Below are 21,252 nucleotides of genomic sequence, written 5' to 3'. Positions count from 1 at the left end.
AGGAACGTAAATGCGATGACATGTTAAAAAAATAACCGAGCGCAAACTATTTTCAAAAGGTGCGCGTCTATCCAATGTAAGAAATAACAGATGCGCATTTAAGATAAAGGAGCTCTTTGTAAAATGAAGAAACGAAAAATAGACGATCAATTTGCGGATTACGTCATGGAACATAAACACAGTTTTTATCGGTTGTCCTATAGTTATGTCAAAAACCCAGAAGATGCTATGGATGTTGTTCAGGAGGCCATTCATAAAGCACTCAAATCTGTTCACCGATTAGAGGATGCGAGCAAAATGCATAGCTGGTTTTATAAAATCGTGGTGAACGCTGCCCTAGACTTTTTACGAAAGAAGAAACGGGTGCAGGTGACAGATGATGATACGCTTGAATTCTTATCTCAGGGCGAATCAGATGTATACGAGGATCAAGACGTCAAACGGGCTATAGAGGATTTGCCTGAGATGTATCGGGTCATCATTATTTTGAGATTCTTTGAAGATTTAAAATTAGAGGACATCGCCCAGATTCTCGATGAAAATGAAAACACCATTAAAACAAGACTATATAAGGCGCTGCGGCTTTTAAAAGTAGAATTATCACAGGAGGAAATATAAATGGATAAGTATTTGGAACATTTAAAAGATGAATATTTAGAAATCCCTATTCCACCGGAATATGATGCGATGGTTGAACGAACGTTAAAAAGAAAAAATAAAAAACCTCATTTTCAGCAATGGACAATAGGACTTGTTGCGGCGGCAGCTCTTTTTGTCACAACGGTTAATGTCAGTCCACAGGCAGCAAGAGCGATTTCAGAGGTGCCTGTCATTGGCGAGCTGGTGAAAGTCGTAACGTTTACAGAATTTAAAAAGAGCGATCAAGGAAAGAATATTGATCTTAAAACACCACACGTTTCAGGACTTGGGGACGGAACATTACAAGACAGCCTGAATCAAAAATATTTAGCTGAAAACAAAAAGCTGTATCAAGATTTTGAAAAGGAAACAAAGGGGTATAAAAATGGTCATTTAAGTGTTGAGAGCGGTTATGAAGTGAGAACGAACAATGATCAAATCCTTTCACTAGGCCGATACAAGGTGACGACTCAGGCTTCTGCGGCAGAGGAAATGACATATGATACGGTTGATAAGAAAAACCATGTCCTCATTACATTACCAAGCCTGTTTAAAAATAATCGTTATATTGATGTGATTAGTGAAAACATTAAAGAACAAATGAAGAAACAGATGAAAGAGGATTCAAACAAAATGTATTGGATTGGCAAGCAAGATATGGCGGAACCATTTAAGAAAATTAAGCCAGATCAAAACTTCTATATCAATTCAAAAGGGAAGCTTGTGATTTCCTTTAATGAATATGATGTGGCGCCTGGCTACATGGGTGTTGTTGAATTCACGATTCCAACAAGCGTGCTAAAGGATGTTCTCGTTAGTGATATGTATATTCATTAAAAAGAATATAGAAAAAAAGACTGCTGAATGATTCAGCAGTCTTGTCGTGTTGATTAAGAAAGTGCGTCTGTCAGTGCTGGTACGACTTGTTTCTTTCTTGATACAACACCTTTTAGTAAAGCTGTGTTGTTTTCAAGCGTGACGTTAAATGCTTTTTCTACTTTTGCTGCTTCAGCACCGAGTGCAAGAGCAAGGGAGTCATTTTCTAAAATGTCTGTGATGACTAAAACAAATAGATCAAGACCTTTTGCTGCAATGACTTCATTGATTTTCGCTTCAATGTCAGCCTGTCTTGCTGTCACTTCAGCGATATCTACTGTATTGACTTGTGCAATTTCGACTTTGCTTTTGCCTAATGCGAATTCTTTTGCATCAAGTGTAATTAATTCTTGAACCGTTTTTTGGCTTAGATCAGCGCCTGCTTTGAGCATATCTAGGCCGTAAACTTCTGGATCTACCCCTGCGATTTTTGCAAGCTCATGTGCAGCATCAATATCTTGCTGTGTGCATGTTGGGGATTTGAATAATAAGGAATCAGAAATGATCGCAGATAAAAGCAAACCAGCGATTTCTTTTTCAATCGTCACTTGGTTTTCTTTATACATTTTGTTTAAGATCGTTGCTGTACAGCCTACAGGCTCAGCACGATAGTAAAGAGGTTCACTTGTTTCAAAGTTGGCAATACGGTGGTGGTCAATGACCTCAGTTACTTGTACTTGATCAATATCGCTTACACTTTGCTGGAATTCGTTATGATCGACAAGAATGACTTGCTTTGTTTCATTTGCAGCCGTTTCAATGAAACGAGGTGCTTCTTGTTTAAAGAAATCTAATGCGTATTGTGTTTCTCCATTGATTTCTCCAAGTCTGACGGCTTCTGCCTGAACGCCGATTTTGTTTTTCAGATCAGCGTAAGCAATAGCAGAACAAATCGTGTCTGTGTCAGGATTTTTGTGTCCGAATACGAGTGTTTTTCCCATGTGAATTCTCCTTCTTACATTTATTGATGATGTTTCTATTCTAACAGCTTTTGACCTTGAATTCAGGGTTTATAGCTAAGAATAATCTAAAAAATTGTAACATGCTGTTTGAAAACTTGCATGTGCGGTTCCATATCGGTGTTCCACGTGAAACGCTCCCAGGACAGCCTGCATTTTACTTGAGATTTACCGCTATGGTAAAATAAAGGTTGGGGCAAGACATGATGGAGCTGACATCATACGTATACATAGAAGTACACATTGAGCAAGATATAGACAAAAGGATTGGATAGAGGTGAAGGTGTGAAACAAACAAAAGCGTTAGTAGAGGGCGCAATCATGATGAGTATTTTTGCGGTCATGATGCTGTTTTATTTGTATGTGCCGCTTTTATCTATTATTTTCTTTCTAGCTGCTCCGATTCCGATCATCCTCTATACAATCAGGCACGGCTTGAAAAAAGGAATTGCTGCTGGCGCTATTGGCATAGTGATCAGCTTTTTAATTGGGTCTATGGCTGGACTCATGAGTGCACCTATCTTAATTGCCGTCGGATTGGGCATGGGTGTTTTCTACAGCAGAAGGCAGCCTGGGAATGCCATCATTACAGGTGCGCTGCTTTATTTATTCAGTATTCTCATCTCCTTTGTTGTCAGTGTCCAGCTCTTTCAAATCGATATTATGAATATTGCGAAAGAGTCGATTGAGCAAATGATGCCGATGGTAGAGAGTGTTTTAAAGCAATCCGGGGCTTCTGAAAAGGACATAGCTAAACAGCTCAAACAGTTTAAAGAGATGCAGGATACGGCATTAAGTGCTTTACCTGTAGCGTTATTGATTTTGGTGACGCTGATGGCTTTTGTGAATCACTGGTTCGTGCGGCCTTTGCTCAAACGGTTTGTTTCAGACATGCCGTCCTTGAAGAAATTTAAGGATATGCGGCTGCCAAAAAGCATGGTATGGTATTATTTACTCACATTGCTTTTGATGCTGATTCAGACGGAAAAAGGCAGCTTTTTATGGCTCGTTCAAACGAGTGCGTTTCAAATTTTATTTATACTGGTGCTTATTCAGGGATTTTCTTTTCTCTTCTATTATTGCCACGAAAAAAACATCTCAAAAGCGGTACCCATTTTCGCTGTCGTGTTAACGGTTTTCTTTCCGCCAATCGGTGTGATTGTGCGAATTATAGGGATTGCTGACATAGGCTTTGATTTAAGAGAAAAAGTAAAAAACAAATAATTCACTCTGAATGTTGAGGAGTTGATATCAGTGCCAAGCTTCTATAGAAAACCTGTCATCAAGTATCCGATCTTCGCGTTAATTGTTCTTGCGGTGGTCACAGTCCTCCTCAACCTTTATTTCAATTGGATCATAGGAGCAGTTGGTCTTATCGTCCTTGCAGGTGTGCTCTACTTTTTAAAGTGGGCTGATACGCAAGTGCAGAAAGAGATTGATTCATATATTTCAACATTATCCTATCGAGTCAAAAAGGTTGGAGAAGAAGCATTAATGGAGATGCCAATTGGTATTATGCTGTTTAATGACCAGTATTATATCGAATGGACCAATCCGTTTCTCGCTTCATGCTTTCATGAAAGCACACTTGTCGGCAGATCCTTGTACGATACATTCGAGTCTATTGTGCCTCTTATTAAACAAGAAGTCGAGACCGAAAATGTGACGCTGAATGACCGGAAATTCAAAGTCATTATTAAACGGTCAGAGCGCCTTTTATATTTCTTTGATGTCACGGAACAAGTGCAGATTGAACGACAGTACGAAAATGAACGAACGGTGTTATCTTATATCTTTTTAGACAACTACGACGATGTCACGCAGGGCCTTGATGATCAAGTGCGCAGCGCGATTAATAGTGAAGTGACGTCTTTGCTCAACAATTGGGCACAAGAATACGGTATTTTCCTGAAGAGAATTTCGTCTGAACGATTTATGGCGGTTCTAAATGAGAGCATTTTAGCTGAGCTTGAAGCGTCAAAATTCTCCATTTTAGACGAGGTCCGTGAGAAAACAGGGGCACATAGTGCGACGCTTACTCTGAGTATCGGGATCGGTGCGTCCGTTCCTTCCTTGAAAGAGCTTGGAGCACTTGCCCAGTCGAGTCTTGACCTTGCCCTCGGACGAGGCGGGGATCAGGTCGCCATTAAACAGCCGAATGGAAAAGTGAAATTCTACGGTGGAAAAACGAATCCAATGGAGAAACGGACACGCGTACGCGCACGGGTCATTTCTCATGCTTTAAAAGAAATTGTATCTGAAAGCGGTAATGTCATGATCATGGGGCATAAGTTCCCAGACATGGACTCGATCGGTGCATCCATTGGGATTTTAAAGGTCGCCCAGGCCAATGGAAAAGAAGGCTATATTGTCATTGATGCCAATCAGATTGGCGACAGTGTTCAACGCTTAATTAGTGAAATTAAAAATTATGAAGAGCTTTGGTCACGTTTTATCACCCCAGAGGAAGCAATGGAGCTTGCAAAGGATGACACATTGCTTGTCGTCGTGGATACACATAAACCGTCTCTCGTTATGGAAGAACGGCTGCTGAATAAGATTGAAAATGTCGTGGTCATTGACCATCATAGACGCGGCGAGGAATTTATCCGTGATCCTTTACTTGTTTATATGGAGCCGTATGCTTCATCTACAGCAGAGCTTGTGACAGAGCTTTTAGAATATCAGCCGAAGAAATTACGGATTAACATGATTGAGGCGACTGCGCTTCTGGCTGGGATCATCGTTGATACGAAGAGTTTCTCCCTGAGAACGGGGTCAAGAACGTTCGATGCAGCATCCTACCTTCGTGCAAAGGGAGCAGATCCTGTCCTTGTGCAAAAGTTCTTAAAAGAAACCGTCGATCATTACATCAAACGAGCAAAACTCATTCAGCATACAGAACTGTATCAAAATCAGGTGGCCATTGCTTCATTGCCATCTGACAGGTCGGAGTATTATGATCAAATTACGATTGCCCAGACAGCGGATTCCCTGTTGTCAATGAGTGAGGTAGAAGCGTCATTTGCTGTCGCTAGACGAGATGACGACACAGTATGTATTAGTGCTAGATCATTAGGGGATATCAACGTTCAAATTATTATGGAAGCATTAGACGGCGGCGGTCATTTGACTAACGCTGCTACCCAGATTTATGGTATAACCATTGAAGAAGCGGTAGGGAAATTAAAGGCTGCCATTGACGAATATTTCGAAGGAGGGGTTCAAAGATGAAAGTCATCTTTCTAAAAGACGTAAAAGGCAAAGGAAAAAAAGGCGAAGTCAAGAATGTAGCTGACGGATACGCGCACAACTTTCTCATCAAACAAGGGTTAGCTGTTGAAGCAACTCCAACGAACCTAAGCGCATTGGAAGGGCAGAAAAACAAAGAGAAAAAGAATGCCATCCAAGAGCTTGAACAAGCAAAACAATTAAAAGAAACACTTGAGGCGTTAACAGTGGAACTCACTGCAAAATCAGGTGAAGGCGGCCGTTTGTTTGGCTCGATTACAAGCAAACAAATCGCTGATAAATTGCAAAAAGATCATCAAATTAAACTCGATAAGCGTAAAATCGAGCTGAATGACGCCATCCGTGCATTAGGTTACACAAATGTACCGGTGAAGCTTCATCCAGAGGTACAAGCAACGTTAAAGGTACATGTGACAGAGCAGGCATAAGTAGAAAAGAACCCGTCTCACGAGGAGGCGGGTTCTTTTTTTATGAAGGATCTGAAATATAGACACTGCGTCCAGCACGCATACCGGATAAAAACATGAAAAATAGGATGATGATAAAGATGATAATCGCTGGTGTCCATGTATGTGTGGAATCAAAAAGGATACCAATCATGAACGGCCCAACAGCAGCTAATAAATAACCGAGAGACTGCGCCATTCCAGAGAGGGCAGCTGCTTGTTCCATATTGGTTGTACGTAAACCGATAAATGTGAGGGCAAGACTGATACTGGCCCCTTGTCCAATGCCGATCAATAGAACAGAGATGACAAGGATAGGCGTCGATCCTCCGAGGAGAAGTCCAATCATGCCGAGTAAATACACAAGGACAAGGCCAGCGACAAGCGGTCTTTGCGTTTTTAATTTTTCTGCAAAAACGGGCGTTAAGAAGGTGGATGGCAGCCCAACAAACTGCATAATGGACAGCATCCAGCCAGCTGTAGACAGGTTCATTCCATGGGATGTTAAGATATCAGGAAACCATGCGATGCTGCTATAGAAAAGGAATGACTGCAACCCCATAAAAAAGGTCACCTGCCATGCAACACGTGAACGCCATATTGGCTGCTCTGTAAGAGAAATACTTTTGACGGCCGCTGTATTCTGATGAAGAAGCTGCGGCGCCCAAACCATCATGGCGAGAAGGGCAAGTCCAGCCCATACAAGGAATGATGTATTCCAGCCGCCAGGCATCGTATGACTGAGCGGAACACTGACACCTGATGCAAGTGCAGCGAAGACGGACATTGAAGTTGTATATACACTTGTCATCAAGCCTGCATGTGCAGGAAATTTATGCTTCACAAGCCCCGGTAAGAGCACATTACAAATCGCAATTCCAACGCCGACCAGCGCTGTTCCAATCATTAAGAAGGTGATGGAGCCAAACGAGCGAATCACAATCCCAAAGAGAAGGACGGCAAGTCCAAGCCAGAGGGTTCGTTCATTGCCAAGTCGTTTTCCGATTTTAGGTGCAATTGGAGAAAGCAATGCGAATGAGAGCAGTGGTAATGTCGTAAGAAAACCCGCCAGTCCATTTGAAAGCTGTAAATCGGAACGAATCGCGCCGATAACAGGGCCAACGGATGTAATGGCAGGCCGAAGATTAAATGCAATAAGCAAAATCCCAGCAATCAGCAGGATGGTTTGTCCTGTACTGCGAGGATGTAATGTTGATTTTTCTAGTTGTTGTTCCATGAATGTAAACTCCTTTATTTCTTTAAGAAGAACGTTCTTTCTTCTGTTCAAGCTCCGCTAATTTAGCTAATAAGATATGCTGCGGCATATGCATGATTTGTTCTAACGGTACATTGAGTGATGCAGCAAGCTTTTGTGCGGTATCGGCTGAGATTTGTAAAGGTCTCATGCGCAAATCCCTCCTCTTTCAATCTATACGTTCCAATATATCATATCGGCTTTGTGCCATGCTGATAAAAAATTAGCGTTCTCTTTGATAAAACCACTTTAGGGCCGATAAGAAATTATTTTGAAATTGTTTCAGATGATGGCCCTCCCCTTGTTCGATGTGATATTGCAGCTGCCTTTCTTGCATCCCTTTCTGTAATAAAAGGTCATGCAGTTGTTTGTTGAATAAAGGCATGTGCTGTTGAGCAGATGTTTTGCCTTTCCCTTCTTCACTGCCTACAGACAAATAAATAAAGTGATCCACACACTGAATGCTTTGTTGTTTAGCAAACGGTAGAAAATCTTGATACCAAAATGACCCGGAGATCGATGCGATGTTTTTAAAAAGATCAGGGTGCATGAATAAAGTATAAATAGCAAACAGCCCGCCTAATGAAGCACCTACGTGGCTATGTTCATGACAGGTCTCTTGAACTGGATATTCTCTTTTGATATATGGGAGTAAGTCATTCGCTAAAAATGACACATACGTCTGTGCCTCACCTTTAAAGTCAGGAAACCCAGATCGCAGTGATGACGCCTTCCATGGTGTATATTCGTCAAGTCGATTGAATGGGTGTATGCCGACAATGATGATTGGCGAGATGGTTTTGGTTTCGATCATTCTTTCGATCTCTAGCAGGTGTGTTCTAAACAAAGAAGAGCCATCTTGTACAAAGACAGCTGGAACATCAATAGAGGTGTCCTGTGGAAGGTAAATATCAAGCTGACGCCCATTAAACTCATCATATAGAAACGTTCCGTTCATGTGTATCCTCTCCTAAAGGTTTTCAACTGCGTTGAAAAGAAGACAAAGGGCTAAACAATTTAGCCCTTTGTCAAAAATCTGATTACGCATCTGTTTAGTTGTTTTGATCTAACCATTTGACAGCCTTATCAAGGAAGGTTGTTTTGCTTAGTGCTGTTCCTCCTTGAAGCATAGGATCAACGGCATTTTCATTGATGTGCCCATTTTTCACAGCTTTTAGGCTTGTCCAAATTTTATTTTTCTCTAAGTCCTTCAATGCATTTGGATTCGATGAGTTTTCCTCTTTAGAGAACTGAACAAAAATATAGTCAGGATTGAGTTCGCCTAGGCGCTCCAATGAAATCAATGCTTGTGCTTTGGCTTTTTTGATATCACTTGGTGCTGTAAATCCTAAGTCCCCATATAAGGTAGAGTTGAAGTATACGTCTTCAGGGTAAACGTACAGGTCGCCCTGTCTAATGCGCAAAATGACAGCTGTTTTGTTGCTGCTTTTGTCTTTCAGGGTTTCTTTCGCTTGTTTGAGATCTTTCTGATAATCAGAAATGATGTTTTTCGCTTCTTTACTTTTTCCAGTCAGTTCACCGAGTAATAATAGATTGCTTTCCCAGTCAGAAGAGACATGGGATACTGGGATCGTCGTTTGGACTTTATCCAATTTTTTTATTGTTGCAGGCGGGAACTTGGTTGATCCGAGTATCACATCTGGTTTTAGTTTTAGGATTTTTTCCAGGTTCGGTTCTGTTTTTTCACCGATACCTTCTGTTTTCGCTGTAATGTCTTTAAATAATTCAGGGAATGTGCCGCCTACAGTAGAAGCACCAATAGGCTCGATACCAAGTAATTTTGCATCTTCCATTGATTCAAGGCTTCCAGCAATGACAATTCGTTTCACTGGTGTTTTGAGTTTGTACGTTTGATCTAAGTAGTTGATATTTGTTTCTGCTGTTTCAGCTGACTTGCTTTTGGTCGTGTTTGAAGCAGGTTTATTTTCTGCAGCACCACAGGCTGCTGCGGTGATCGTCATGATACAAAGGATAAGCAATGCGAACCATTTTTTCATTTGTTTTCTCCTTTAACTGATAATTGTTCTCAATTAAAGATTGTAGTAGTCTTTTGTCCTTTTATCCATAGACAATGATCTGTCAAATGATGGACTTTTTACGGAAAAAAAGATAAAAGGTCCTGAATGACTCGTTGATGACTGGCTGCTGTGTATTCACGCCAAGGGTCAGAAGTGAGCGGATAGACGGCTTGCTGCGTCACAGCCTTGAGATTGTGCCAAGACTCCTGCTGCTTTAACTTTTGATAAAAAGCAATGGTTTTTGGCTCCTTATGCAGGAAGAGGAAGATGGCGTCTGGATCTAGCTGTTGTATAGAGCGAATGCTGATTTTCTTTTCTATTAGCTGGCCGTCATTCTGAAAAGCTGGCAGAAGGCCAATATCTTGAAAAATTACTTCTGACATGGTGCGATTCACAGACAAATAAAGCTGATCTTGAAAGATACGAAGAGGCAGGACGGTTTTTGGTGGATGATCAAAAAGGCATGCCTTTTTCGCTTGATTGACGAGTTCCTCGTAATGAATCAGCCATTCTTCTGCTTCGTTCGCTTCATTTAGGAACGTAGCTGTTTGTTTGAATTGAGTGCGCCAATCTAATTGTGTGAATGGAACAAAGTGAACAGGACAGATGGTTTTTAACACTTGTTTTTCTTCCTCTGTCACATGATCATTGGCAATGATCAGCTCAGGTTTTGTTTCTTTTAATAGCTGTAAATTGGCTTCAGCGTGCTCGTTGATCCGATGTGCACTCAGGTGAATCGGAATTTCTTCTGCATGATGCTCAAAATCATGTGCTGTCCACTTAGGGTGAAGAGGGGCAGCATATGGGATGATATGAATGGGTGTGAGCTGGCCGAGTATGGAATGGCCATAGGCTGCAATTTTCCGCTGACGGCTTTTCATATAAGTAGAAGGGGTCATGCCCGTTTTTTTCTTAAAGATGCGGCTGAAGTAATACGGATCTTGATAGCCGATTTCCAGTGCAATGTCTTTGAGCTTTACGTTGCCTTTTGCCATTAATTGTTTGGCTCTAGCCATCCTTTTCTTGGTGATATAATCAGTGACACTCACATCAAAATGCTTTTTAAATAGCTCGCTGTAATGATTGGCGCTGATGCCAGCCATATGAGATAGACTTGTCAGGCTGAGGGGTTCTTCGGAATGTTGATCGATATATTGTTTTGTTTTGAAAAGGGCATGTGCCGTGTCACAAATATCTTCTTTATGCAGTGTGAAAAGCTGCATAATGAGCTGCTGAAAAAGAGTTTGGCTTCTAAAAAAGCTAATGGATTCAGGTCTTTGCCATTCCTCTGTCATATCGGACAATAAAGAATGAATATGTTCAATCGAGCTAATATCGATAAATTGCCATTTATTCAGTAAAGAACGGGCATGTTCCGTTGATACTTCTCCTATGTTTTGATTTTGCAGCGTGTAGAGCTGAAAGCGAAACAGATAGAGCTCGTGTTTTTGATAAGGCTCTGTTTTTAACATAAATGTTTCCCCAGGCATGATTGTATAGAGTGTCAGATGTTTCAATCGCCATTTTTGATCGTTCAATGTGAGTAAACCGCTGCCGCTTATGCTGAAGAGGAGGCAGAATGTATCTGATAGCTGCTGCTCTGTATGTGGAAGCTCTGCATTATTTATTTTTTCAGTATATGTTAATCGGTAGATGAATTGTTCGGCATTTGCCAATGTACGTAATTGATTGTTGTTTCCCATAAAACCACCTGATCTCTTATTGATTGATAAACATTCTCAATTAAATTGTAGCAGAAAGAGCTGAAAGATGGTGATGTTTATTCTGTCAAAAAAGCACCCTGATGGAGATCAGGGTGCGGTGATTTATTCCGTTTTTCCATGTGCTAGCGCAGGTTCTTTTGTTAAGCTTAATGGCCGCAAGTCCTGCCAGTGTGTCTGGATATAATCGATGCAGGCATTTCTAGTGTCTTCCCCAAAGACCTTTTCCCATCCATCTGGCACTGGTGCAAATGATGGCCAAAGTGAATGCTGTCCTTGTTCATTGACCAGCACAAGAAATACACCGTCTTCACGATCAAAGGGATTTGTCATTTGTCATCTCTCCTTTATTCTTAGTGCTTTTGTTTGACCCGATGCAGTGCGTTGTCTAAGATGACACCAATTTCTGCTAGGGGTTTAGGCTGGCACATGTCTTTGTGCCGGCAATGAATGTCGTGCTGTTCGATTGTTCCGTTGATATAAGGTGCCCATGCTTCGGGATCAATTGGTGTAAACCAATCTGGGATAATGGTAGATCTAAAGAATAATATGTCCCCCTGATAAGTTTTTGGCTGATATTCTCCGAGCAATCGAACTGAATTCACATAGGTTTCTTTTAGATTTCTAATGGCATTTTCATTTAAGCTAGCTAGTGCACTGCCATCTTTTTTCAAGATGTCGATGGCACTTTTCATTGTGAGCGGTTCACCTGTTAAGGTATCTGGATCATAACCGCCGAGCGCAAGAAGAGCGATTAGTGCTTCTTCTTCATCAGGTGCTGCTTTAATCGGTAAGAAATGGTTCGGATAGGCATCCAGCATCGCAACGAGTGTGATTTCTTCACCTTGCTGCTGGAGCTGTGTAGCCATAGCCTGAACAACGTTTCCGCCTAATGACCAGCCAAGAAGATGATAAGGGCCTTTTGGCTGAATCGTTTGGATGTGCTTGATGTAATCCGCAGCCATATCATCTAGTGTGTGCGGGTAGTCATCTTTTCTTGCGATTCCTCGAGCCTGTAATCCATAAATAGGGATGTCTTTTTCTAATGTATTCAAGAGACCTGCATAGCACCAGCTAAGACCACCTGCTGGATGAACACAGAAGAGTGGATATCTTTCTCCATTTGTTCGCAGCGGCAGCAAGATGTCTAGTGCGTTTTCATCGCTTCCTGTTTCTAGTTTCTCTGCCAAACTTGCCACATTTGGTGCTTCAAACAATGTTCCAATGCTTAGTTTGACACCAAGTGCATCACGAATGCGGCTGATTAAACGAACTGCAAGCAGTGAGTGTCCGCCAATGTCAAAAAAGCGATCGTCTATGCTGATTTTAGGTAAATCAAGCACCTCTTCAAATAGATGACATAGGATTTCCTCTTTCGGATTTCTAGGGCCGCGGCCATCTGCTTGCTGCATTTGCAATTGAGGTGCTGGCAGTGATTTTTGATCAAGCTTCCCGTTTGCTGTAAGCGGTATGGCGTCAATCTGTACATATGCCGCGGGCACCATGTAATCAGGAAGACTGGCTGCTGCAAAATGACGAAGGGTCTCTGTATCGAAACGGTTTTCTTCAGTTGGGACGAAATAGGCGACTAGGCGTTTGTCGCCAGGCTGATCCTCTCGCATCATGACGGCAACTTGTGCAACTGCATCGTGGCGTGCCAGAACGGCTTCGATTTCTCCAAGTTCAATGCGGAAGCCGCGTATTTTAATTTGATGATCAGCTCTGCCAATGTAATCAAGAGCCCCTTCTTCTGTCCAGCGCGCAAGGTCGCCTGTACGATACATCCTTGTGCCAGGTGCGCCATAAGGATCGGCAGGGAATCGATCTGATGTCAGGTCAGGTCTGCCTAGATAACCTCTTGCAAGGCCAGCTCCAGCTACATACATTTCACCTGTCGTCCCAGGGGGAACAGGCTGCAGGTATTCATCTAGTACGTACACGTGTAAATCAGGAATCGGTTCGCCTATTAAACTGCTGGAGTTCTTTGTGATCATATCTCGATTGAGTTCATTGTACGTAACGTGTACGGTGGTTTCTGTGATGCCGTACATGTTAATGAGCTTTGGCTTACAGTCTGAGTGACGGCTGTACCAATCTTCTAATCTGCTAAGCTCTAATGCTTCACCGCCAAAGATGACATAGCGGAGTGATAATGCTTGGCCTAGTGTTTGTTGTTCCTTGTCTATCTGCATGAGCTGATAGAAGGCAGAAGGTGTTTGATTAAGTACAGTCACGCCTTCCTCAACTAGAAGCTGCAGCATCTCTTCTGGGGAGCGAGAGATGGTATGAGGTACAATGACAAGCCGGCCGCCATATAAAAGTGGTCCCCATATTTCCCATACTGAAAAATCAAAGGCATATGAATGGAACATTGTCCAAACATCTTCTTCATCAAATTGGAACCAATGTTCAGTAGATGTCAGAAGACGGATGACATTTTGGTGTGGGATGACCACTCCTTTTGGTTTCCCTGTAGAACCGGATGTATAAATAATATAGGCCGGATGCAGAGAAGATAGCGGTTCAAATCTGTCTATATCAGCCGGATTGTGATTTGGCATTGTCAGCAATTGATCGCTCGTTTCTTTTTCGTCTAACAAAATCAAATCGCAATCAGCTGGAAGATGCACTGCATCTGCTTTTGTTGTGATGCTGCAAACGGGTTTGGCATCTTGTATCATGTATGCCAGCCTGTCTGCTGGATAATCAGGATCAAGCGGAACATAGGCTGCACCTGCTTTATGAACGGCTAATAAGCTTACGAGCATATCAATTGATCTAGGCAGGGCAAGTGCAACGAACTGTTCTGGTCCAACGCCTTTTTCTATTAATAAATGAGCAAGACGATTGGCTTTGTTGTTTAACTCACCATAGGTCAGCTGCCTATTGCCATACGTTACAGCCACTCGATCAGGGGATTGCTGCGCCGTTTTTTCAAATAAGGCCGGGAGACTATGTGCTTGGTCTAACTGAGCAATTGTCTTTTTGTCAGGGAGAAATGTTTGCCGCTCTTTATCTGATAAAATGTTCACTTGACCAATCGGCAGATGCGGACGCTCAGCTACCTCTGTTAAAAAGCGCTTCATTCTGTCAGCGATTGCTCGAATGGTGCTTTGTTTAAATACATCTGTGCTGAATTCAAACAATCCTGTTAAACCTGCTGCTGACCCAGTTTCCGTTCTTTGTTCTGTTAATTCGATGGTCAGATCGAATTTAGCTGACCCTACTGGTTTCACGTAGAGGTCTGAATCAAGCTGTGTCAGCTTCATTTCCGCCTTCGGTGTATTTTGGAAGGCTAGCATGACCTGGAACAATGGATTTCTTGATCTGGACCGGGTTGGGTTTAGGATTTCGACTAGCCGTTCAAATGGCAGATCCTGATGCTCATAGGCTGCTAGGTCAACGTCTCGCACTCGCTTCAATAGCTCACTAAAGGTTGGATTACCAGCTGTATTTGTACGTAATACTAGTGTGTTCACAAATAATCCCACAATATCGTCAAGAGCATCGTCATTCCGTCCAGCAATTGGACTGCCGATTGGGATATCTGTACCGGCCCCAAGGCGTGTCAGTAATGCTGCAAGTGATGCTTGAAGCACCATGAACAAACTCACTTGATGCTGCTTTGCAAGCTCAAGGAGGTTCTGATGTAAAGCGGGTTCAATCGTAAAGTCTATCGTCGCACCGTTGAAGCTTCCTTCCTGTGGACGCGGGAAGTCATAAGGCAGTTCAAGTTCTTCAGGCAGGTCATGTAAGGCACCTTTCCAATAGCTGAGCTGCTTGGCAAATAGACTATCCGCCTTTTCTTCATTGCCCAACAGCTTCTGCTGCCAAATAGCATAGTCAGCATATTGAACAGGTTCTGCTGGCAAGGAGATGGATTTTCCTTGTATACGGGCTTCGTAAGCAGCAGCTAAGTCTCGCGTCAATGGTGCAAGTGACCAGCCGTCACCAGCGATGTGATGCAGCAATAGAAGCAGTACGGATCGGTTTGCATCAAGCGTGAATAATTCAGCTCGAAGTGCAGGTTCTTCTTCAATCTGAAAGCTATAGCGAATGGCTTCGTTTAACTGATTCTCAATTTGTTGATCGCTTGAAGCTGTGACATGGAGTTCAGGCTGAACACTTTTCGGGTGTAAAATGACCTGTCTTGGCATGCCGTTCTTATTTGGAAAAATGGTTCTAAGGGTTTCGTGTTTTTCAGTGATATCTGCCAAAGCACCAATGAGAGCTGTTTGATCTAGTCTACCTGTCAGTTGAATGACAAGTGGAATATTGTAAGTTGGACTTGGCCCTTCAAGGCAATGAAGGAACCAGAGCCGTTTTTGGGCAAAGGATAATGGAATTTCATCTGGTTTGTCTTCAACCTGAAGCGGCGGCCGAATGTCCTTCGCTTTGTCAATGTGCTGCGCAAGCTCAGCAACTCGAGGTGATTCAAAAATGGTACTCATACTTAGGTCTGCACCAAGTGTATCGCGTATACGTCTAAGCAGGCGAGCGGCGAGTAAGGAATGTCCTCCTAAGTCAAAGAAACTATCATCTATGCCAATTTGAGATAGGCCAAGGGTTTCTGCAAATAAACTACATAACATGTCTTCTTGTGGTGTTCTAGGTGTACGCTCAGAACTAACTAAAGACATATTTGGTGCTGGTAATGCTTTGCGGTCGATTTTGCCGTTTGGTGTAAGTGGAAGTTCTGGCAAAACGACAACAGCAGAGGGCACCATGTAGTCAGGAAGTAATGCAGCCACAAACTGCCTGAGCTCTGAAGGGTGCAGAGAAGACCGGTCTGTCAGCACAACATACGCACAAAGCAGCTGCTGCCCAGGTTGATCCTCACGAACGATAACAGATGTATGCTTTATAGCTTGATGCTGCATCATCACTGTTTCAATTTCACCTAGTTCAATACGGAAGCCGCGGATTTTAATTTGATGATCGGCACGACTGATATAATCAATTGAACCATCTTCACGCCATCTGGCTAAATCACCAGTGCGATACATTCTCGTGCCTTTTGTGCCGAATGGATCAGCGACAAAGCGTTCAGCCGTTAAATCATATCGTCCAAGATATCCTCTGGATACTCCTTCACCTGCAATATAAAGCTCACCGATTGATCCTGCTGGGACTGGGTTTAGTCCTTCATCTAAAATGTAAATGCTCGTATTCCAAATGGGTTTACCAATTGCCGGTCCACTATTTTCTCGATGTGCTGTGACATTTTCCATCGTAGACCAGATCGTCGTTTCTGTAGGTCCGTACAAATTAGTAATGTCACATTGAAGAGATTGCAATGTGTGCAAAAGGGAGGCAGGGAGTGCTTCACCTCCAACAAGAACACGCATACCTGTGACCACATCAGGGTATTCATCTGCCAACGCATGCCACAACGTTGGTGTTGCCTGCATGATTGTGACATGATGAGAACGAATCATGTCTGAAAGCTTTGCTGGTTCTTGTATGGTTTCTTTTTTTGCCAATAAAATAGCAGCCCCATGTAAAAGCGGTAGGAACATTTCCAGCCCAGAAATATCAAAGGCAATGGTCGTTACCGCTAAAAGCTGGTCTTTTTGATCTAATAAAAATGAATCTTGCATGGACAATATAAAGTTGATCACATTTCGTTTTGTTACAACAACACCCTTTGGTTTGCCTGTCGATCCTGACGTGTAGAGGATGTAAGCTGGGTGATGTGGAGAGCCCTCGCTCCAAGCCGGATTGATGTGCGGACTGTCTGCTATGTCCTGATGAACAGTTGAATCATCCAGCTGAACGATGTGCGGATGGTCCAAACCGTCTGCTGTCTCTTTGACTGTGAGCAAGCACGCTGGTTTGGCATCTTCTAGCATATAGGCGACACGATCGTTAGGATAATCAGGGTCTAGTGGCAGATATGCGGCTCCCGTTTTGACGACGGCTAATAGACTTACGACCATATTGATGGACCGAGGCAGAGCAATTGCGACAAATTGTTCTGGTCCAATGTCATGTTTTTTCAAATAATGAGCTAATTGATTAGCCCGCTGATTCAACTCCTCATAGGTCAAAGTAATTCCTTCAAACTGTAATGCTTCTGCTTGTGGTGTTTTGCTCACCTGTTTTTCAAATAGTTCCCGTAAAGATTCCTTTGGTAATTCTCGTTTTGTATCATTCCAGTGCTTGAGGATGTTCTCTTTCTCTTCAGACAAAAGAAGGTTGAATTGACTGATCGTTTGATCTTGCTCTAGTCCGGTTATTTCCTCCAGCAATTGAAGAAAACGCTGCTGATGAGCGTCAACTGTTTGCTCTTTGTAAACGGCAGGGTTTGCATCAAAGTCGATTTGAAATCCGTTCCCATCCGCGCGGTCGTATATGTTAATCGATATATCATCCACGGGTCCTGCTGAAAGGTTATGTGCTTGACCAATGCTCTGATCGAACATGAGATCATAATCAAATGGCATGATATTGATCTGCGGGCCAAATAATCGCTGATTTCTTCCGATGAGTTTAAAGTCTCTCCGCATGTCCTCGTGACGATATCTTTGATGAGGGCGAATGGCTTTTAGTTCCTCAGATACTTGGCGAACAAGTGCTGATAGCGTCATTTCTGGTTTGCATGTTAAACGAAGCGGTACCAGGTTCATGACCATTCCGGGTGTTTGTAAGGCGCACGATCCAAGGCGCATCATCACAGGTAATCCTAAAACAATATCATGTGCACCAGTCATACGATGCATATATAAAGCGGATGCAGCAAGGATCATTTCATGCCACGTACCACCGAAGGCTTGAGCATTTCTTTTCATTTTGCTTACCTTTTCGGCAACGAAGCCAGCCGTTTTTCGAATAAAATGATCCGACGTTCTTGGTGCAAGCTCAGCAAGGCTGACAACTTCAGGTTGATCAGCAAAGCGATTTTTCCAAAACGCTCGATCAGCTTCATATCGATTGGACTGTCGATAAGTGGACTCCTCTTGAACTACGTCATGTAAGGATCCAAATGTTTGAGGGGGCATAGGTGTCCCATTCGATAGGGCTGAATAGACCTCAGCAACACGACGCGCAATGAGCGAAAAGGCGAATCCATCAATGGCAATGTGATGAATGCGCTGATACCAGATAAATCGGTCGTCAGCAAGCTGAAAAAGTACTTCACGGAATAATACATCTTTCTCTAAAGAGACTGGCGTTGAAAGATCTTCCTTCATCCATGCTTTAGCCGCATCAAGAGGCTGTTTTTCATTTTGTAAATTAACATATTGAAATGGAATCTCTTTCTTAGATGTCATCCATTGCTTTGGACCGTCAGTATCTTCAATGAAGCGCATATACAAGGAATCTGTTTCTAAGACAGTCTTTCTAATGGCGGCTTCAAAATGTATGGGATCAATAGGACCTTTAATCTCTATATACTCAGCTGTATTGAAAATAGGATTAGCTGGATCAAGCTGCTGCGCGTACCAAATGCCTGATTGGGCACCGGTTAGCGGGAATGAATCGACTGACTGGATCGACAAGGGTCTATTCCTCCTTTACAAGTAATCGATATTTGGGATAGATGGCTGTTTTTCTGGGAAAAGAAGAGTCCGCCAATGAGCGAGCGTTGGATTTGCTGCAAGCTCAACGAAATTGACTGTCGATCCTTGCTGCCTCCACTTTTCCGCTAGGCTCATCATTCTAATAGAATCAAGCCCAAGGTAGACGAGATTCTCATCAAGTGGTATTTCATTTGGCTCGATTTGGAGATACTCAGCTACTTGGTGAACGATGGTCTCAAAGGATAAATCATCACTGTTTGTTTCTTGTCCTGTTAAACGACTGATGATTTGGTTTGTCGTTGTGGTGACTGCACAGCGTTCAGCTGCATAGGTCATGGCCATTTTGTGATGTTTCAGTGAAAAGTCAGCGACGGCATCGGCGACAAAAAAGGTTTCAATATCGAGCATGAATGCTTCTGCGGCTGTCAGCATACAGCCAATATGTGCATATACGCCAGTAATGATTAGTTGATCACGCCCGCCTTCTTGAAGGATATCCAAAAAATTAGATTTCTTGAATGCGCTATAACGCCATTTTGTCAGCATTGTATCTGCCTCAGATGGAGCAAGCTGATCAATGATTTTTGTCAATGCTTCATCATCACCAAGTCCAGGTCCCCAAAAATCTGTTAATAAGGCACGATCCTTCGGGTCTTGGTCACCAGGTTGCGCTGTATAGACGACGGGGATTCCAAGTTCATTGCATGTATCACGTAATTGTTGAATATGCTGCACTAACTCTGTGATCGGTGATGTATCTTGTTGAAATGCATTTAAAAAATATTGCTGCATGTCATGTATTAGCAGAACAGCACGTTTCGGATCTGGTATCCAGTTCACTTTATTTTCGGGTAAATCTTGTGTGCTTGGCATTGGATATGCAGGAATAGTAGGGATTGCCATGGTTTTCACTCCTCTTTTTTATACGTTGGCAGTATGGGTTGCAGCTAATTCTCTTAATGCTTTTTTACTGACTTTGCCTACACCTGTTTGCGGGAATGCATCGATCCATTCAATGCGGTCGGGAATTTTAAAGGCTGCGAGCCCGCGTTCTCTTAGAAATGATTTTAAGACGTGCGGTGCTGGTTTGTTGTTTCCTTTCGCGATAACAAAGGCACATGAGCGTTCGCCAAGAAATGGATCGGGCATAGACACCATGGCGGCATCATGAATGTCAGGATGCGCAAGTAAATGATTTTCAACTTCTTCAGCGGCAACTTTTTCGCCGCCACGATTGATTTGATCCTTGTCTCTGCCTTCTACAACAACATTTCCTTCTTTGGTTATTCGCACGATGTCACCTGTTCTGTAAAAGCCATCGGGTGTAAATGCTTTTTTGTTTTGTTCATCGGCTTTATAGTAGCCGCGAATCGTATAAGGTCCTCTTGTTAAAAGATGTCCAGCCACTTCATGCGGGACGGGCTTGTCCTCATCATCTACCACTAGTACCTCATCATATTCAGACATCGGGCGTCCTTGTGTATGAATAATGACATGTTCAGGATCATCTAATCTGGTATAGTTGACCAGACCTTCTGCCATGCCAAAAACTTGCTGTAACTTACATCCAAGTGTAGGCATCACTCGTTTTGCTGCCTCAGCACTGAATTTAGCACCACCGACTTGTAAGACTTCAAGACTCGATAAGTCATCTGACCGATGAGGAGCGGCCTCTAGCCAAATCAATGCAATTGGTGGAACGACAGCGGTAATGGTCGCCCGTTCTTTTTCAATGAGTGGAAAGACGACATCAGGGCTTGATCCAGGTGCAAGAACAACTCTTCCGCCTGCGTATAACGTTCCAAGGACGCCAGGCGAGCTTAATGGATAGTTGTGCGCAACTGGAAGTGCAGCTAGATACACACTTTCTTGTGTGAGCTCGCACACCTCATTGCTTTTCCAAAGACTATAAATATAGTCATCATGTGTACGAGGAATGAGCTTTGAAAGGCCTGTGCTGCCTCCAGATAACTGAAGAAACGCAATATCGCTTGCCTCTACATGAATTTGAGGATCAAGAGCTGGGTCCTTTCGCAGATCATCCAAGCAAAGGAATTCCTCAGCTTCCCCTGCAACAATGACATGAGGTAATGAGGGAAGCTTTTCTTTCACTTGACGTGCGAGTGATCGATAATCAAAGCTGCCATCAATATCTGGTATGACATATGCATCTGCTTCGGCAAACTCAATAAAATAAGTGATTTCACTGCTTCTATGAGATGGCAGAGAGAACACGGGTAAAGCACCGATTCGAAATAAAGCGAAAATGACTTCAAAAAAAGCAGGAATGTTAGGAAGCTGCACGACAACTCGACTTCCTTTTTGAATTCCAAGCTGATGAAAACCGGCAGCAAGACTGCTGACGCGCTGATCAAGTTCTTGGTAGCTTATGTGCGTATCAGCGTATGTAATGGCTGTTTTATTTCCTAACGATGCGGCGCGTTCACGAAGCATACCGCCAAAGGTTTCCCCACGCCAACAGCCGTTTTCACGGTAGCGTTTTGCAAATTCTTCTGGCCATGTAGGTGGTTGAACAAACATG

The 21,252-nt window shown here is 42.9% G+C and carries 15 protein-coding genes; 5 read left to right on the top strand and 10 right to left on the bottom strand.

Translation table 11 applies throughout. The annotated features are described in order from the left end of the window. Positions 1-123: 123 nt before the first annotated feature. Both MHB66_RS18930 and MHB66_RS18925 read left to right on the top strand, forming a co-directional pair. On the top strand, positions 124-618 hold the full coding sequence (locus MHB66_RS18930) for an RNA polymerase sigma factor (protein WP_034283625.1): 495 nt from the start codon (positions 124-126) through the stop codon (positions 616-618). After that, entirely contained in the window at positions 619-1,476 is an 858-nt protein-coding gene (locus MHB66_RS18925; RefSeq protein ID WP_046312567.1) for a DUF3298 and DUF4163 domain-containing protein, read from the top strand. A gap of 53 nt (positions 1,477-1,529) precedes the next feature. Here the strand turns inward: MHB66_RS18925 and MHB66_RS18920 are convergent, their stop codons facing one another. Continuing rightward, positions 1,530-2,456 (bottom strand): manganese-dependent inorganic pyrophosphatase, encoded by a 927-nt coding sequence (locus tag MHB66_RS18920; RefSeq protein ID WP_024424048.1) that lies wholly within the window; start codon positions 2,454-2,456, stop codon positions 1,530-1,532. Between the two features lie 303 nt (positions 2,457-2,759). Between MHB66_RS18920 and MHB66_RS18915 the strand changes: the two genes are divergently transcribed. The 3 genes from MHB66_RS18915 to rplI are packed head-to-tail and all read left to right on the top strand — an operon-like array spanning position 2,760 to position 6,154. Continuing rightward, complete coding sequence (locus MHB66_RS18915; protein WP_034283621.1) at positions 2,760-3,698, top strand: YybS family protein; 939 nt, start codon at positions 2,760-2,762, stop codon at positions 3,696-3,698. A 30-nt stretch (positions 3,699-3,728) separates the two neighbouring features. After that, positions 3,729-5,708: a DHH family phosphoesterase gene (locus MHB66_RS18910; protein WP_046312571.1), complete on the top strand. Its 1,980-nt coding sequence runs from the start codon at positions 3,729-3,731 to the stop codon at positions 5,706-5,708. Then, positions 5,705-6,154: a 50S ribosomal protein L9 gene (rplI, locus tag MHB66_RS18905; RefSeq protein ID WP_008359128.1), complete on the top strand. Its 450-nt coding sequence runs from the start codon at positions 5,705-5,707 to the stop codon at positions 6,152-6,154. The genes MHB66_RS18910 and rplI overlap by 4 nt, the downstream gene beginning before the upstream one ends. A gap of 40 nt (positions 6,155-6,194) precedes the next feature. On the opposite strand, the gene MHB66_RS18900 is transcribed toward rplI, so the two are convergent. From MHB66_RS18900 to MHB66_RS18860, 9 genes are all read right to left on the bottom strand, one after another. Beyond that, entirely contained in the window at positions 6,195-7,409 is a 1,215-nt protein-coding gene (locus MHB66_RS18900; protein ID WP_034283619.1) for an MFS transporter, read from the bottom strand. A gap of 22 nt (positions 7,410-7,431) precedes the next feature. After that, a complete protein-coding gene (locus MHB66_RS18895) occupies positions 7,432-7,578 on the bottom strand; it encodes a YycC family protein (protein WP_080943469.1) in 147 nt (48 codons plus the stop codon). Between the two features lie 72 nt (positions 7,579-7,650). Beyond that, positions 7,651-8,385 carry an alpha/beta hydrolase-fold protein gene (locus MHB66_RS18890; protein ID WP_046312573.1) on the bottom strand — a complete coding sequence of 245 codons (735 nt, stop codon included), beginning with the start codon at positions 8,383-8,385 and terminating at the stop codon, positions 7,651-7,653. 94 nt (positions 8,386-8,479) lie between these two features. After that, complete coding sequence (locus MHB66_RS18885; RefSeq protein WP_034283615.1) at positions 8,480-9,445, bottom strand: iron-hydroxamate ABC transporter substrate-binding protein; 966 nt, start codon at positions 9,443-9,445, stop codon at positions 8,480-8,482. 98 nt (positions 9,446-9,543) lie between these two features. Beyond that, a complete protein-coding gene (locus MHB66_RS18880) occupies positions 9,544-11,169 on the bottom strand; it encodes a helix-turn-helix domain-containing protein (RefSeq protein WP_046312575.1) in 1,626 nt (541 codons plus the stop codon). 123 nt (positions 11,170-11,292) lie between these two features. Next, a complete protein-coding gene (locus MHB66_RS18875; protein ID WP_025093680.1) occupies positions 11,293-11,520 on the bottom strand; it encodes an MbtH family protein in 228 nt (75 codons plus the stop codon). A gap of 20 nt (positions 11,521-11,540) precedes the next feature. After that, positions 11,541-18,689, bottom strand: a complete 7,149-nt coding sequence (locus tag MHB66_RS18870) for a non-ribosomal peptide synthetase (protein WP_046312578.1) — start codon at positions 18,687-18,689, stop codon at positions 11,541-11,543. A gap of 15 nt (positions 18,690-18,704) precedes the next feature. Continuing rightward, a complete protein-coding gene (locus MHB66_RS18865; protein ID WP_046312580.1) occupies positions 18,705-19,613 on the bottom strand; it encodes an isochorismatase family protein in 909 nt (302 codons plus the stop codon). 18 nt (positions 19,614-19,631) lie between these two features. Further along, complete coding sequence (locus tag MHB66_RS18860; protein ID WP_046312582.1) at positions 19,632-21,251, bottom strand: (2,3-dihydroxybenzoyl)adenylate synthase; 1,620 nt, start codon at positions 21,249-21,251, stop codon at positions 19,632-19,634. Position 21,252: the final 1 nt, after the last annotated feature.

The organism is Bacillus sp. FSL L8-0167 (assembly GCF_038630295.1).
GTDB classification, from domain to species: Bacteria; Bacillota; Bacilli; order Bacillales; family Bacillaceae; genus Bacillus; species Bacillus safensis.
Note: the sequence above shows the minus strand (reverse complement) of the source record. Positions and strands in the feature narration are given on the sequence as shown.

Excerpts from the sequence above, each read along its gene's own strand:
- MHB66_RS18885 (WP_034283615.1), bottom strand. The coding sequence starts at position 9,445 with ATGAAAAAATGGTTCGCATTGCTTATCCTTTGTATCATGACGATCACC.
- MHB66_RS18890 (WP_046312573.1), bottom strand. The coding sequence starts at position 8,385 with ATGAACGGAACGTTTCTATATGATGAGTTTAATGGGCGTCAGCTTGAT.
- MHB66_RS18895 (WP_080943469.1), bottom strand. The coding sequence starts at position 7,578 with ATGAGACCTTTACAAATCTCAGCCGATACCGCACAAAAGCTTGCTGCA.
- MHB66_RS18920 (WP_024424048.1), bottom strand. The coding sequence starts at position 2,456 with ATGGGAAAAACACTCGTATTCGGACACAAAAATCCTGACACAGACACG.
- MHB66_RS18900 (WP_034283619.1), bottom strand. The coding sequence starts at position 7,409 with ATGGAACAACAACTAGAAAAATCAACATTACATCCTCGCAGTACAGGA.
- MHB66_RS18865 (WP_046312580.1), bottom strand. The coding sequence starts at position 19,613 with ATGGCAATCCCTACTATTCCTGCATATCCAATGCCAAGCACACAAGAT.
- MHB66_RS18860 (WP_046312582.1), bottom strand. The coding sequence starts at position 21,251 with ATGTTTGTTCAACCACCTACATGGCCAGAAGAATTTGCAAAACGCTAC.
- rplI (WP_008359128.1), top strand. The coding sequence starts at position 5,705 with ATGAAAGTCATCTTTCTAAAAGACGTAAAAGGCAAAGGAAAAAAAGGC.
- MHB66_RS18930 (WP_034283625.1), top strand. The coding sequence starts at position 124 with ATGAAGAAACGAAAAATAGACGATCAATTTGCGGATTACGTCATGGAA.
- MHB66_RS18875 (WP_025093680.1), bottom strand. The coding sequence starts at position 11,520 with ATGACAAATCCCTTTGATCGTGAAGACGGTGTATTTCTTGTGCTGGTC.
- MHB66_RS18880 (WP_046312575.1), bottom strand. The coding sequence starts at position 11,169 with ATGGGAAACAACAATCAATTACGTACATTGGCAAATGCCGAACAATTC.
- MHB66_RS18925 (WP_046312567.1), top strand. The coding sequence starts at position 619 with ATGGATAAGTATTTGGAACATTTAAAAGATGAATATTTAGAAATCCCT.